Here is a 14,996-nt window from a genome sequence, read left to right on the forward strand (position 1 = left end):
TGCCTGGATTTGGGTCTTCTCATCGACACTGACCACCACCGCGTTTTCCGGCGGAGACATATACAGGCCCACCACGTCCCGGAGCTTGAACTCCAGGGCGGGATCGGTGGAGAACTTGAAGGTCTCGATCCGGTGCGGCTGGATTTTCCAACGACGCCAAATCCGGGCCACAGAGGAAAAGGAGACTCCGTGGCGTTCGGCCATGATGCGGGCGGACCAGTGCGAGATCCCCAATTCGGCCGGCGGTTTCCCGTCATTGGCCAGGGTGTCCGCGATCAAGGCAAGTTCATCGATTTCTCGCTCCCGGCCCGGACGCTGGACATCGGACAGGGCCTCGATCCCGCCCTCGGCATAGCGGTTGCGCCACTTCAAAACCGTGGGCGCTGAAAACCCCGTGATCTGCTCGATCTGGATATTCGGCATCCCGGCGGAAGCCAACAAAACTGTGCGTGCCCGCAACGCTAACGTCGCCGAGGAAGAATTCCCACGCGTCAGCACTTCCAAGGCGCCCCGGTCCCCGTCACGCAATTCCAAAGCCCTCGCCAGATAAACCATGGATCAAGTCTGACAAAGATCAGACACAAAGGAACCAACGACACGCTACACTAGGATCGAAAGACAGGAAGAGGATGCCTGATGCCGTTCCTGGTCAGCAGGAATTGGTAGCGTCGAAGGCGACGAAAAGTTCGCTGGTCTTGGATGTTTAGCCACTTGAGCGGTGCGCGCCAGAGCGGCGTCGGGCACAATCAGCGAAAGGAGATCGCCTTGTTCACGCAAACCGATCTGACCCATTTGATGACCAGGAGTCCATCCGCCGCGGTGTCCATATTCATGCAGACGCACCCCAAAGGAAAAGAAATCAGGCAGGACCCGATTCGTCTGAAGAACCTGCTGGCGGATGCCAGATCGAAACTCGCTGCGGCGGGCCTGACCGACACAGATATCGATCCCATGCTTTCCCCCGCAACAGCATTCCTTGAAGATCGCGAATTCTGGCAGCACCAAAGCACAGGATTGGCACTCTTCATCGATGAAGGACAGACACACGACTATCGGGTTCCGTTGAACCTTGACGAAGGGGTCGTTGTGGGAGACCGATTTCATCTCCGGCCCCTATTGCCGCTGCTCGAGTCGGACGGCCAATTTTCCGTCCTGACTGTCACCGCCGAAAAGGCAACTTTGTTCAATGCGTCACGGTTCCAAATGACCGAGGACGCTACTGCCGAGCTGCCCGCGAGGGAGCCAATCGAGAGTGATTATGAAAATCCGTTACAGGCCAGCCCTCCCGCGCGTCCCAATGTCGGTTCAGCGAACATTCCGAATGCTCAGGTTTACGGAGATAGCCCACCCGACTTCAAGAAGACACGTCTATTGGAATTTGTCGCGGACGTCGCGAAAGCGGCAGAGCATATCCTGACCGCACGCCCACAACCTTTTGTACTCGTTGCTGATGCGGAAATCAGCGGTCATTTCCAGCAGTCACGTGATCTTGGACCACTCCTTGCAGGCACGGTCGACACCAACCCGAATGCACTGGATTCTCACGAGCTGCACCGTCTGGCCTATGCGAAGGTCCGGGAGCGGCTGGATCGCGGGCGGATGAAATCCCTGTCAGATGCCGCTGCACTTCTGGGCCGGGGCGACGCGACAGCGACGAACAGCCTAGCGGACATCGTTCGGGCCTCACATCAGGGACGGATCAGGAGCTTGCTTCTCCGGGACGGCGCGCCGATCTGGGGGCGCTATGACAGAGAGACCGACAAGGTGGAGATGGAGCTCACTCCTGGAAACGTATCGGAAGATCTGTTAAATGTCGCCGCAACGGAGACCCTGCAACACGGAGGGGACGTCCATGTGATGTCGGTCGACGACCTTCCCGCGGATACAGAGGCAGTGGCTATCCTGCGCTATTGAGATACCTACGGAATGAATACCGGCAATAACACGGTTCTTCGCTAGCCCCGGCGGATGGAGTCGCGCACGATGACGGGCATCTGGACGAGATGCTCGCCCTGCGCCGCCGATCCATCCAGGAGCAACTCGACGGCGCGTGCCCCCATTTCCTCATGGGGCAGGGCTATCGTGGTCAGGCCGGGGCGAAGGTACGACGCGATTTCGTCGTTATCGAACGAGACGATCGAGACGTCGTCGGGAACGCGCAGCCCATGTTCCGTCAGCGCCTGGTAGGCACCAAACGCGAGGGGGTCGTTGAGGCACAGCAGCGCCCGCGGGTGCGCCCCGTCAGCGAGGAGGGCATCCACGAGGGCATACCCATTGTGGGGGTCCCAGTCCCAGACGGATTCCTCGCTCGCGAAGCTCAAACCACGGTCCTGCATTTCCGCACGAATGCCCGCGAGCCGGCGGGCGACGGTGGTTGACCGGAAGAGATCCCGTTCGACCACTGCATTGTGGCCCAGTAGGACAATTCCGTCACGGTGGCCAGCATCCGCGAGGAGGGCGACGGCGGCCCGACCACCCTGCTCTTCATCCGGCAGCACCGAGGTGGTGTAGCGATCGCTGAGCGCGTTGAGCAACACCACGCGGGTGTTTCCGGGAAGGGCGGGCACCTCGACTTCCCGTGAGCGCATGGTGGCGAAGACAATGCCGTCCACCTGCCGGTCCAGTAGCGCAGCGATGGCCTCGGTTTCGCGGGCCGGATCCCCGCCGGTCTCGGCCAGCAGGATGACGTGTTCCGCCTGTTCGGCGGCGGCGAGGGCGCCCTTGATCAGGCCGCTCGCGAAACGGGTGGTGGCGACGGTGTCCGAGATGAAACCGATGGTCTGGGTCTTGTCGACCCGGAGGCTGCGGGCGGCGACGTTGGGCCGGTACCCCAACTCCGCGGCAGCCCGGTTGACCCGATCGTGGGCGTCCTGGGAGAGCCGGGTATCCGGGCGGCCGTTGAGGATCATCGATGCGGCAGAAGACGACAAACCTGCCCGACGTGCGACGTCGGCAAGGGTCACACGCTTGGTGGTCATCAAATCCTCCTGCTCGATGCTAACTGTTGATAACGACTTGGCAAACTACTTGCGGAATCCTGATTTAGGCAGCAAGCTGGGTGCTGAATGGATTTAGCATTCGCCCCTGTGGATCTTGTGCAGAGAGTCATCGACGAAGGAGTCACCCATGAATTCACCACTACGGCGCCCTGGCCGCCGTCGACCCGTTGCCGTAGTAGCCTTCATGGCCGCCGCTGGCTTCGCCCTGGCCGGTTGTGCCCCCGGCGGCAGCGCACCGTCAGATGAGGACGCGTCTGAAGCAGCCGCCGTCGAGGTCAGCACCGAGCTCACCAGCGAAGAGGTCACGCTGACCATTGCTGACGAAACCGGCTTCCCGGTGACCGACGTGCTGGCTGAAGAGTTCACCAAGCAGCACCCCAATGTCACCTTCGAAATCACACGCGATACGTTCCAGAACCTCACAGCCAACGCTCCCCGGCTGCTGGCCGGCGACAACCCGCCGGACCTGATCCGCCTGCCGACCATTGGTGAAGCCGCCAATGATGGACTGCTCGCCAACCTCGATCCCTATGCCGAGGCCTACGGCTGGGACGCCTGGCCCGAAACACAGCTTGCTCCGCTGCGGATGAACGACGAAGGCACCCGCGGCTCCGGCCCGCTCTACCAGGTGGGACTCGGCTACAGCGTCACCGGTATCTACATGAACACCGCCATTGCCGAGGAACTGGGCATCGACGGACCTCCGCAGACGATGGCCGAGCTGGAGGAAGACCTCGCGACGGCGAAGGAAGCCGGCGAGGTACCCATCATGGCCGGCGACCAGGACGGCGTCGTGAACTTCGTGGTCCAGGCGGCCATGAACCAGTACGCCGACAAGGACGAGTTCCTGTCCTGGATGTTCAACGAACCCGGCAGCAGCTACAACACCGAGGGCAACATCGAGGGCGCCGAGCTCATCCGCACCTGGGCTGACGAGGGCTACTTCCCCGAGGACATCAACGCCGTTGACTACTTCACCTTCGTGACCCGCTTCTCCGAAGGCGAAGGCCTGTTCGCCTTCAACGGCAACTGGGAAGCAGCCAACTACCAGGAGGCACTGGGCGACGACGTCGAATTCTTCCTCGTCCCGCCCGTTGAAGAAGGTGGCGACCACGTTGCCATGGGTGCAGCGAACTCGTTCTCCGTAGCCGCCGGCTCGGACGACCTGGACACCACCGCGTACTTCCTCGACTGGATCCACACCGACCCAGCGGCCCGCCAGATCATCACCGATGTGACCGGTGCTTCCCCCGGTGGCGACCCCGCGCTGGAACAGCCCACCGTTGAAGAGGGATCGCTCATTGCCAACGCACTCGAAATGGCAGCTCAGATCGGTGAAGAGAACGGCCAGGTGGACTTCATGTCCAACACCACGGCCGGCATCTACGCTGGAGCGATCATCCCCGAGTCGCAACTGCTCGTCACTTCCATGATCACTGGCGAAGAGTTTGTCACTCGCGTGCAGGAGTTCTACGAGAATGAAGTAGGCGAGTAATGCAGGAGGCCACCACCGGCCCTGTCCGCGACACTGGGCAAGGCGAACCAGCAGCCACCGGTTCGGCACCGACAGGGCCGGTAGTGGCCATCCCCAAGCAGCGTAAACGCAGATCAGTAGGACGGGCAGGCTACTCGGCCTGGCTCATGCTGCTCCCCGCACTCGCCGTGTACATCGGGTTCGTGATCTTCCCGATGCTGATGGGTCTGCAGTACTCGTTCTACGACTGGAACGGCGTCGGCGTCTCCACCTTTATTGGGATCGCGAATTACGTCGAAGTGCTGACGAACCCCGTTTTGCTGGGGTCCATCCTGAACGCGATCACGCTGATCCTCTTCTTCACCCTGATCCCCATTGCCACCGGTCTGATGCTGGCCAGCCTCATCCGGTCCATGCGTCAGGGGCCGGCGTCGTCAGCGGCGCAGACCATCCTGTTCCTGCCGCAGATCGTTCCGCTCGCCGCAGCGGGTATCGCCTGGTCATGGATGTACGCCCAGACCGGCACGGTCAACCAGTTCCTGGAAGCGATCGGCCTCGGCGGCATCACGCGCTCCTGGCTTGCCGATTACGACACGGCGCTTCCCGCCGTCGGGCTCATCGGCTCCTGGGTCCTCACCGGACTGTGTACGGTGCTGCTGCTGACCGGCATCGGCAAGATCGACTCGTCGCTCTATGAGGCCGTCCGGCTCGACGGCGCCGGCTGGTGGCGTGAATTCTTCACCGTGACCCTGCCCGGGCTGCGTCAGGAAATCGCCGTCCTCGCGACCCTGACCATCATTGCCGCGCTGAGCAGCTTCGACATCATCTACACCTCCACCCAGGGTGGACCGGGCCGCGCCACCCTGGTGCCCGGTATCTCCATCTTCCGGATCGGGTTCACCCAGAGCGACGTCGGACTGGCATCGGCCTTCGGCATGGTGCTGATGGTCCTGGTTCTGCTCGTGGTGCTTCCCATCCAGCGACTTTCGAAGGTAAACGACTGATGCGTACCAGCCGTAGCGAACTCTTCCTGGGCCGACTGCTGCTGGCAGTAGCCATCATCCTCACCCTCCTGCCCCTGATCAGCATGCTGTCAGCGGCGCTGCAGCCCGCGGACCGGAATCCCACCGGACTCGTCTGGCCCACCGACCCCCAATGGGGCAACTTCATCACCGCGTTCGAGGTGGGCAACGTCTGGCGGCTCATGCAGTCCAGCGCGTTCATCGTGCTGGGCGTGGTGCCGGCGTCGCTGCTGATCGCCACCCTCGCGGGCTACGCGTTGGGAGCGTTGGCGCCCAAGGGTGGACGGGCGATCCTGATCTTTTTCGTCGCCGGGCTCACCATCCCGTTCGAAGCGCTGATTATCCCGCTGTACTACCAGTCCCAGGCGATGGGCACGCTCAACACTCAGTGGGCAGTGATTTTCCCGCTGCTGGGACTGTTCATGCCGTTCAGCGTGTTCTGGATGCGCGCCCACTTCATCAACGTGCCGCGCGAACTCTCCGAAGCCTCCCGGGTGGATGGTGCCTCGATCTGGCAGGAGTTCCGGCAGATCCAGCTCCCGCTTGCCGTGCCTGCTCTCTCGGCGCTGGCGATCCTGCTGTTCCTCTGGACCTGGAACCAGTTCCTCCTGCCGGTGGTGCTGATCGCCAACCCGCTCGATCGAACGGTAGCTGGTGCGCTGACGTTCTTCCAGGGGCAGTACTCGCTGAGTATTCCGCTCCTGAATGCGGGGGCGCTGCTCATCATCACCCCGGCCATCATCGTGTTCCTGATCTTCCAGCGCCAGTTTGTCCGCGCACTGCTCCAGGGTGCCGTCAAGGGCTGACGCCGCTTCACCTCCCGCTTCAATCAAGGACCACCACCATGAGCTTCGCTCTCGCCGACCATTGGGTCTGGGATTTCTGGCACGCCGACGACGGCGACACTCACCACCTGTTCTACCTCCACGCCCCGAAGTCGCTGGGGGATCCCCATCTCCGGCACCGGAACGCCCGGGTGGGGCACGCGACGTCAACGGATCTGACGACCTGGAAAGACCATGGAGTGGTGCTTGAACCTGGGGAGCCCGGTTCCTTTGACGGCAGCGCCACCTGGACCGGCAGCGTGATCCGCGGCGACGACGGCGTGTGGAACATGTTCTACACCGGTTCGCAGTTCCTGTCCCCGGATGTCATCACCAACGTGGAGACGGTCGGCCGGGCCGTGTCATCGGATTTGGCGTCCTGGACCAAGCAGCCGGACCGGATCTCGGCGGACCCCCGCTGGTACGAGACCCTGGCCGATGGCAGCTGGCATGAAGAGACGTGGCGGGACCCGTGGATCCATCGGGACTCCACCGGGCTGTGGCACATGCTGATCACCGCACGGGCCCGCTCGGGTGTTGCCCAGGACCGCGGAGTCATAGGGCATGTCACGTCGCCGGATCTGGAGCACTGGACCACCCAGCCGCCGTTGAGCGAGCCGGGTGCAGGGTTCGCCCACATCGAAGTTGTGCAACTGGTGACCATCGAGGGCCGGTCAGTGCTCCTCTTCTCCTGCGATACCGGGCACCTCGCCGGAGCGCGGGAGGCGGACGGCGCGCAGGGTGGGATTTGGGCGCTGCCCCTCGAGTCCGACTCTCTGGAGGGACCACTTGATACTGCAGCTGCGGTTCGGTTGACCAACCAGCATCTTTACGCCGGACGTGCGGTGCAAACCCGGTCGGGGCAGTGGGTCCTGTTGGCGTTCGAGAACGTTGACCGGGACGGCACATTCATCAGCGGCATTTCGGATCCCTTACCTTTGTCATGGGCGACGGATGGATCACTTTCGGTTTCAACTGCACGAGCAAAGGTCAACGCGTGAGCGACATCAACGGTATTCAAGGCACAGTCAATGAGCGCTTCGTCTCGGTGCGGGACGCGTTTACGGCTGCTTTCGAGGGGCGGCCCCGGATGGGTGCAGCCTTGGCAGTGCATTATCAGGGTGAACTCGCGGTGGACCTCTGGGGCGGGGTGGCTGACGCTCGCGACTCCACACCCTGGACCCGCGACACGTCAACGGTTGTCTTCTCCTGCACCAAGGGGATCATGTCAATCCTCATCGCCCGGCTCGTTGAAGCCGGCCGACTGGATTACGAAACACCGATCACTGACGTTTGGCCGGAGTTCGGCGCTCACGGTAAGGGCGGGGTCACCGTCGGTGACGCGCTGTCCCATCGGGCGGGCGTATCGGCGCCTCGACAGTCGGTAACACTTGAGGAAGCACTTGACTGGGAGACCATGACCGAGTTGCTCGCTCGTCAGGAACCGCTGTGGGAGCCCGGCTCCGGCTACGGGTACCACGCGCTGACCCACGGCTGGATTACAGGCGAGATTATTCGCCGCATCACCGGGAAGATGCCCGGTGAATACTTGGCTGAAACCCTCGCGGGACCGCTGGATGCTGACCTTCGGGTGGGAGTCCCTGTGGACGAACAATTGAACATTGCCCACCTGGAGGCAGGGGAGAGCCTGCGTGAGTTGGTCGAGATGCAGATTGCAGCTGCCGACCCCGGGGTCATTGACTGGCCCAACCACGCCATGACGCTGGGGGAGGCCTTCCCTCAGGAACTGGTGAGCCCCAACTCCGGCTTCAATCGGTCCGATGTCAGGGCTGGCTCGTTCCCCGGAGCTGGCGGCATCGCCACCGCCCGAGGGATGTCAGCTGCCTGGTCGTCGGTCATCCATGACACTGCCACGACTCGGCGACTCGACCCGACCGTCCTCAAGCTGGCTAACGAGGCACGAAGCGAAGGTTCACCGGTGTTCCTCGCACCCGCACCGTGGCCGCGTTGGGGCGCTGGTTTCCAGCTCGACTCGGAGGCGCGGCACTACGTTTCTGCCAACGGGTTCGGTCACGACGGCGCCGGAGGGCAGGTGTCGTTCGCCGAACCGGAGCTGGGTCTCAGCATCGCGTTCGTGACCAACTGGATGGAAGCCGGCGACGACCAAAGGGCCACGAGCATCGTCGACGAGCTGCGCACGATCCTCGTCAGCTAAACGACGAATACTGCGCCTGCTCCGGTCGGTATCTGGTCGGCATATCGGCGTTGAATAGGAACGCTCCACACGGAAAGACCGGGTGGTTCGTCCCGCAGCGGACGAAGGGTGGGACTGCTGAAGGTTCAGGTGACAGTTGGAATTGGTAGTTTCTGCTGTGGAAGACTGCTGGCATGGAGGCTCTAGCGCGCGATCACGATCTGGTCCTTTTCGGTGCGACCGGCTTCGTCGGGGAACTGATCGCCGGATATCTTGCGAACCACGCTCCTCCGGGCTTGCGCGTGGGACTCGCGGGGAGATCGAGGGTGAAGCTCGAGGCCGTACGCTCCAGGCTGCCCGTCGCCGCACAGGACTGGGCCCTCATCGAGGCCGATTCGGAGCGTCCTGAATCGCTCTCGGCGCTTGCCGCGGGCACTAGGGTTCTCTTCACCACGGTGGGTCCCTACGCGAAGTATGGGCTGCCGGTTGTCGAGGCGTGTGCCCGCGCCGGCACCCACTACGGGGATCTGACGGGTGAGGTGTCTTTCGTCCGTGAAGCCATCGACCGTTGGGAGGCCCTGGCAAGGACTACAGGTGCACGGATCGTCCATGCGTGCGGCTATGATTCCGTCCCGTCCGACCTCGCGGTGCTTCTCCTGCACCAGGCTGCGGAGGCCGATGGTGCGGGTGGACTAACCGAGGTGCAGCTCGTTGCCAGGGCGAAGGGCGGCTTCAGTGGCGGCACTATTGAGTCGATGCGTGGGCAGTTCGACGGTATGCGGGCGGACCCTGTGCTGCGATCGCTCGCGGGCGATCCCTACTCCCTCAGTCCGGACCGGACGGCGGAGCCCTCGACCAGGCAGCCGTCGGATCTGGGGTGGGTCGGCCGGTCGGAGGACGGCCAGCGGACCGCTCCCTTCATCATGGCGTCGGCGAACACGCGGATCGTGCGTCGCAGTAACGCCCTGCAGAGTTGGGCCTACGGCAGGTCCCTGCGATACAGCGAGGTGATGGGCATGGGGCGCGGGCCCGTCGGCGCCGTCATTGCCGGAGCGACGGCGCTCGGTCTACGGGTGTTCGGAGCCGCACTGGCCCTTCCTCTCACGAGGAAACTACTGGACCGCGTCCTTCCGGCGTCCGGTGAGGGCCCGAGTGAGGCCGCGCGGCGCTCAGGCTGGTTCCATTCTCAGGTGACTGCTTCCACGGAGAGCGGCCGGCGGTACCGGGTCGTAGCAGCCGGGCCCGGCGACCCGGGATACGCCGCCACCGCCGTGATGGCCGGGGAGGCAGCGCTCTCACTTGCCTTGGACGGCGACCGCCTGCCGCCCCTCACAGGATCGCTGACCCCGGCGACTGCCCTCGGCATCGTCCTGGTGGAGCGGCTGCGCTCCGCAGGCCATACCTACGAGGTCACCTCCCTCACCTGATGAAAGCGGAATCGGACCGCAATTTCTGAGCTTTAGCCCTGCAGGAAGCGGAAGTCGTTGAACATCGCCCATCTGGAGGCGCACGAGAGCCTGCGCGAGCTGGTCCAGATGCAGATTGCCGCAGCTGAACCGGGGCTCATTGACTGGCCCAACCACGCGATGACGCTGGGGGAGGTCTTCCCGCAGGAACTTGTGAGCCCCACTGGCACCTCGGCAAGCTGCCATACATGGGAGCCACATATTCTGGTGACGACTGGTCAGGGACCAACAATCCCTATGGGTTGCCGGAAGAGGGCGGACCTCTGACAATGTATACGCGGTGGCACGAAGAGTCGGAACAGCCGGAGCCGAAGCCCGTGGCGGTTCTCATAGCTATGCTGTTTCAGCAACTGGGCTGGGAAGATTCCGAACTTCGACCACTTGCAGACTACTTCCGACTTGCCGGGCTTTGGGGAACGGGCCAAGTAGCGCTTAGGCCAGGGGCATTGTCTGACATATATCCACCAGAGGTGGCTGCGCAGCTGCAAGCTGGTGCTCTTGTGAACGGTGGCGAGTGGAACGAATGGACGATGCACCTCCCTTAATAGCGCCTAAATGAATCCTAAAAAACGATAAATTCTCCTAGGTACTTTTCGCGGTATGCCGGATGAGCCGCACGCCAAAGTGCGTCATGTTGTCCCAAACTGGTAGTGACCGAAAGCATCCCGCCGAAGGATCGCTCTGCGGACGCCTCTCCCGCGAACTAACCGGTATTTTCGACGGGGCGTTTGCGAAAGGGTGAAAGTGAGTTTCGTGCAACCCGATATGATCAGCTTTAGTGTCCGCTCGTGACGGAACATAGCTGCCATAGGTGGAGCAACCGCCGAAGGCAATTCTTAGGAGTGCTTGAATGCGACTAGTCGGCGTGCGTGTAAAAAACTTCCGGACGATTGGTCCACAGGAACAATTTCTCGACTTAAGCCAAACGCTTACTGTGATCGGGCCCAACAACAGCGGAAAGACCAATCTCCTTCAAGCTGTTCAGATGCTTTTCACAGGGCATGATAATGGCCACGGCTACACAGTCTCCAGCGATTCGCCGCAGGGACGCGGGGCGCGAACTAGCATAGTCGGATATTTTGAAGGTGATGTTGACGAAGCGGATCTTGAGTTTTATCGGGAGCTAGATCGGCTATACGCAATGTTTGAGCTGACACGGCCAGGTCCGTCCGTCGCCTTATACCTCACGTTCTCGGGGTCTGATAACCCGACGTATTCATTCTTTCCGAACCAAAGGCGTCCGAAAGATCGAAGTGTCCAGGCCTCGATAAGTAAGGTACAGAAACAGCTTGTTATCGACCTGCTCGGTAACTTCAACTGTCACTTCATTCCGTCGGAAAAAAGCATGCGGGAGCTCATTGACGATGTACTTACCCCATTCATCCGGGCAGTGGTTGTTGATGTGCTGACTCCACAAATCCAGGCGATCGAGGAAGAATTGGACGGAGTTTCATCCAACATCACAGACGCGCTTGTCGCGAGTGGAGTAAATGGCCTATCGGCTTCGTTCGGATTTAGGGGAGGATCCATCGAGAATGTCCTGGGTGGATTCGATTTCTACCTCAGCGATCCTTACAAAACGTCGCTGTCTCGCAAAGGTCAAGGAACTCAAAGTTTGGCTTTCATGGCGGCTCTACACTGGGTCACCGAACGCGAGAAGGCGCTCAAGAAGAAATCCATATGGTTGGTGGAAGAACCAGAGTCCTTCCTACACCCCAAGCTCTCCCACAACGCGACGAAGTTGCTCGACACTCTCGGGCATTCTGCAACTGTCATCATGACGAGCCACTCGATGGCTTTTGTCCCCCACGACCCGAAACGTGTTGTGGGTACCCACCTCGACGGAGACGGCTCTACGGTCATTGAATCCTTTACTTCGCATGAGAAAGCAACGTCTGCACTTCGTCGTGGCATAGGCCTCCGTTTTGCCGACTACTTCTCGCTGGGGACGTTGACGGTGTTTACGGAGGGCCAATCAGACTCGCAACATCTCCGTTGGTTCCTTGCTAAGTCCGAGCACTGGGTAGGTTGTCAATGGCCGATGCTGCGGCAGGCGACTCTGAGCGATCGCGGTGGTGCTTCAGAACTTGCAGGCTTCCTGCGGGCAAATTATGAGATTCTTCGAAGGGAGCAACCCACCGTCAGTCTCTTTGACGAGACGACGCGGGCGTAAAAGCGGTCAGCGGGCTGAGCTCGTTCTTCAACAATCTCGGGGTCCCCTTTAACCCAAACAAAGAGTATGTCTATGGGCGCGCCGGATTTGCGATTGAGGGACTATTCCCCGATGAATGGGTCGCTGATCTATACGACAAGAACCCTGGTCAGTTCCATGAGTACCAGATCGATGCATCGGGCAAACTCATGCGTTTTCGTTTGAAGGACAACGCAAAATCGTCAATAGGAAACTCGTTGAAGTCCAAAGCCGAGGCCCGGCGCAATGATGACCAGGAGTGGGCGGATATCTGGATAACGGTTTGCGGCGCCCTCGAAAAGGCATTGGCGGCGCAAGAGGAGTTCGTGAGGGGCGAAACAAGCCTCCTCTGAACGAAGTTGCTTCCTCGGCGAAGAGAATCACCGGCTTGTGGAACTCACTCATTCTCGATTCGCTTCGCGTAAAAGAGGGATTGCTGAAGCTTTGCTTGAGACCTTCGACGTGCCCCATGGTTTGGTTACCGGCTATGGTCTGAGGCTCGGGCGCCTGTTGAGAAGTTTCACCTAGGCCACGTCCCTTTCCTGCCGAGTTCCGAAGGAGGGCTGTCGAGCTCGTTCGGGCCGGCAAACCCATCACGACAGCTGCGCTCGAAATCGGCGTCATCGCGGCGGCGATTCATAACTGGGTTCGCCAAGATCAGATCGACTGCGGTGAACGCAACGGCATCACAATGCCGGAGAGCATTGAGCTGGCGAAGGTGAGAGAGCGGATCCGGCTCCTTGAATAATAGGTAACGATCCTGAGGAAAGCATCGAAGCTGTTCGAAGAGGACAGGCCCGACCTAAAAGGATTCCCCCGATGATCGATGCGCTCGTCGAGATAGGTCATCGGGTGAACAGCATGGAGTTGGTGGCGGGCACACTGTCCTCGGCTGAGCTATTGATTAGAGGGATGGCCTGAACCCCACGTCCCGGACAACCGTCAGCGTAGACGCTGCCATCCGCCACTCACCCAGGAATTTGTTGCTTCTTTCTGGTCGACGGAGAGCACTCCCCTTTGGGCCATCAGCACCCTAGGTCGGGCCATGTTTAAAATCACGATCTATGATCGAGCAAACTGACAGGCCACTATTCGAAAGTTGGTATGGGGCTCGTGCCGGTCAGTTGCCGTGACTAGGCTATTGAGCCATCTAACGGATGGCCATTGGCGCGGCACATAACAAGAATCCAAGCTTTCCAGCCTCTCGCATGAGACACTAACTAGCAGTATAAGGATTTGGCTGTGCACACGTGCGAGGAGTCCCGCGAATGAACGACGCATTGAAGCCAATGGCGTTCATTGCTATGCCCTACGGTAAAAAAAGAGAATCTGCCACTGGATTAGTAATCGACTTCGACGATATCTGGGACACTGTTTTCCGACCAGCAGCTGAAGAAGCGGGCCTAGATCCTGTACGCGCCGACGGGGAGCGTCTTGGCGGTTTTGTACATCTGGCAATGTTTGAGCGGCTTGTTCTCTCGGAAATTGTTCTAGCTGATCTTACTCTTGCCAGCCCTAATGTTATGTATGAGCTTGGGATCCGCCATGCAACTCGCCCCCGTGCAACGATTTCAACCTACGCTACGGTCAGTCCACTACCATTCGACGTCTCACCTATTCGAGCGATTCCGTACAAGCTGGACGGAGGGGGGCGCCTGAGGAAAAAGTCTCGCAATTCCCTATTCGAAATTCTAGTGCAGCGGTTCCAGGATTGCCGGGAGGACACTGCCTCCGACAGTCCCTTGTTTCAGCTCATTCGTGATTACCCAGGGGTCACCCTGTCGCACGAGGCAACTGAAAGCTTCAAGTACAGAACAAAGCCATTAATCAGTTTGAGTAATGAAATCCGCGCGATCTCGTCGGTTGGTTCGACTGACGGCGGTTCAAGAAATAAAGCATTGCAAAAGTTAGCTGGAATTAGAGTTCAGATAGCGACTCTGGGTAACGAGACGCCGACTGATCTCCTCGTAGATCTATTCTTGGCCTACCGTGATCTGGAAGCCTTCGATGAGATGGTAACCATGGAGGCCGAGCTTCCTGGTGCGGTACGTCAACATTCTACAATTCGTCAGCAACTCGCATTCGCTTTAAATCGTCGAAGAGAGCCAGGCGATGTCCAACAAGCCATATCTATCGTTGAAACAATCGTCAAGAACGAGGGTCCCAAGCCGGAGACGATGGGAATCTTCGGTCGAATCCATAAAGATGAGTATATTCGGTTACGAAAAGACGACCCAAGGGCGGCGCATGCCGCACTTATAACAGCGATTGAAACGTACGAACAGGGTTTTCGAACGGACTCCCGCGATTACTATCCGGGAGTTAATGCGGTGACGTTGATGATCGTCGAAGGAAGCAAGAAGTATATTAGACGCGCACGGGACCTCTCACCGATTGTCGCTTTTGCCGCAGCAGGACGCCAAGAAATCGGGTCCGGCGATCACTGGGGTGTTGCAACGAGACTTGAGCTGGCGGTCGGACGTGCCAACGAAAAAGACGCACAAAAGGCGTTAGAAACATTGCTGTATTTAGATCCACCACAATGGGCTTTCAAGTCACTCACCGAAAATCTGATCTTATTGCAAGAAGCCCTTGAGCGCGACCATCCGATTCCTTGGTTGGGTGACATTGTGGATCGCCTTTGCACGAGTGCCAGTGGCAGATGAAGGCAGTGAGCTCCGAGCGCCTGACCGCGCCAGCGGGCCACAATCCAAAGTGCGACAATCCAGAGATGCGCATTGGAAATTTGGATCTAAAGTTGATGATATGCGGCTCTTCACAATGGAGGGTGTAGTTTCGGTTTGAATCCGCCGGATTCGAGTAGTGATCTGGCGATGTAGTTGGTGAGGTTGCGGAAGCCGAGGG

Annotated in this window: 11 protein-coding genes and 1 pseudogene; 10 read left to right on the plus strand and 2 right to left on the minus strand. The window is 60.0% G+C overall.

Annotated elements, in window-relative coordinates:
- A partial coding sequence (locus tag IWX64_RS15625; RefSeq protein WP_196868054.1) for a helix-turn-helix domain-containing protein occupies nt 1-555 on the minus strand: 555 nt, incomplete at its 3' end.
- Between the two features lie 210 nt (nt 556-765).
- Here IWX64_RS15625 and IWX64_RS15630 point away from each other — a divergent pair.
- Nucleotides 766-1,914, plus strand: a complete 1,149-nt coding sequence (locus tag IWX64_RS15630; RefSeq protein ID WP_196868055.1) for a baeRF3 domain-containing protein — start codon at nt 766-768, stop codon at nt 1,912-1,914.
- Nucleotides 1,915-1,955: 41 nt separating this feature from the next.
- Here IWX64_RS15630 and IWX64_RS15635 read toward each other — a convergent pair whose 3' ends face one another.
- Nucleotides 1,956-2,978: a LacI family DNA-binding transcriptional regulator gene (locus tag IWX64_RS15635; RefSeq protein WP_196868056.1), complete on the minus strand. Its 1,023-nt coding sequence runs from the start codon at nt 2,976-2,978 to the stop codon at nt 1,956-1,958.
- Between the two features lie 148 nt (nt 2,979-3,126).
- On the opposite strand from IWX64_RS15635, the gene IWX64_RS15640 reads away from it, so the two are divergent.
- From IWX64_RS15640 to IWX64_RS15680, 9 genes and pseudogenes are all read left to right on the plus strand, one after another.
- On the plus strand, nt 3,127-4,494 hold the full coding sequence (locus IWX64_RS15640) for an ABC transporter substrate-binding protein (RefSeq protein WP_334683354.1): 1,368 nt from the start codon (nt 3,127-3,129) through the stop codon (nt 4,492-4,494).
- Entirely contained in the window at nt 4,494-5,477 is a 984-nt protein-coding gene (locus tag IWX64_RS15645; protein ID WP_196868057.1) for a carbohydrate ABC transporter permease, read from the plus strand. The genes IWX64_RS15640 and IWX64_RS15645 overlap by 1 nt, the downstream gene beginning before the upstream one ends.
- On the plus strand, nt 5,477-6,301 hold the full coding sequence (locus IWX64_RS15650) for a carbohydrate ABC transporter permease (RefSeq protein ID WP_196868058.1): 825 nt from the start codon (nt 5,477-5,479) through the stop codon (nt 6,299-6,301). The genes IWX64_RS15645 and IWX64_RS15650 overlap by 1 nt, the downstream gene beginning before the upstream one ends.
- Before the next feature lie 38 nt (nt 6,302-6,339).
- Nucleotides 6,340-7,320: a glycoside hydrolase family 68 protein gene (locus IWX64_RS15655; protein WP_196868059.1), complete on the plus strand. Its 981-nt coding sequence runs from the start codon at nt 6,340-6,342 to the stop codon at nt 7,318-7,320.
- Entirely contained in the window at nt 7,317-8,495 is a 1,179-nt protein-coding gene (locus tag IWX64_RS15660) for a serine hydrolase domain-containing protein (protein ID WP_196868060.1), read from the plus strand. Before IWX64_RS15655 ends, IWX64_RS15660 begins: the two co-directional genes overlap by 4 nt.
- Before the next feature lie 173 nt (nt 8,496-8,668).
- Entirely contained in the window at nt 8,669-9,901 is a 1,233-nt protein-coding gene (locus IWX64_RS15665; RefSeq protein ID WP_196868061.1) for a saccharopine dehydrogenase family protein, read from the plus strand.
- A gap of 889 nt (nt 9,902-10,790) precedes the next feature.
- The gene (locus tag IWX64_RS15670; protein WP_196868062.1) at nt 10,791-12,113 is read left to right on the plus strand and encodes an ATP-dependent nuclease; all 1,323 of its coding nucleotides are present in this window, start codon (nt 10,791-10,793) and stop codon (nt 12,111-12,113) included.
- Nucleotides 12,114-12,672: 559 nt separating this feature from the next.
- Nucleotides 12,673-12,879, plus strand: a pseudogene (locus tag IWX64_RS17355) (transposase); the annotation flags it as partial.
- Nucleotides 12,880-13,399: 520 nt separating this feature from the next.
- Nucleotides 13,400-14,797 (plus strand): TRAFs-binding domain-containing protein, encoded by a 1,398-nt coding sequence (locus IWX64_RS15680; RefSeq protein WP_196868063.1) that lies wholly within the window; start codon nt 13,400-13,402, stop codon nt 14,795-14,797.
- Nucleotides 14,798-14,996 lie beyond the last annotated feature (199 nt).

Source organism: Arthrobacter sp. CAN_A212, from assembly GCF_015752345.1.
Taxonomy (GTDB): Bacteria; Actinomycetota; Actinomycetes; order Actinomycetales; family Micrococcaceae; genus Arthrobacter_D.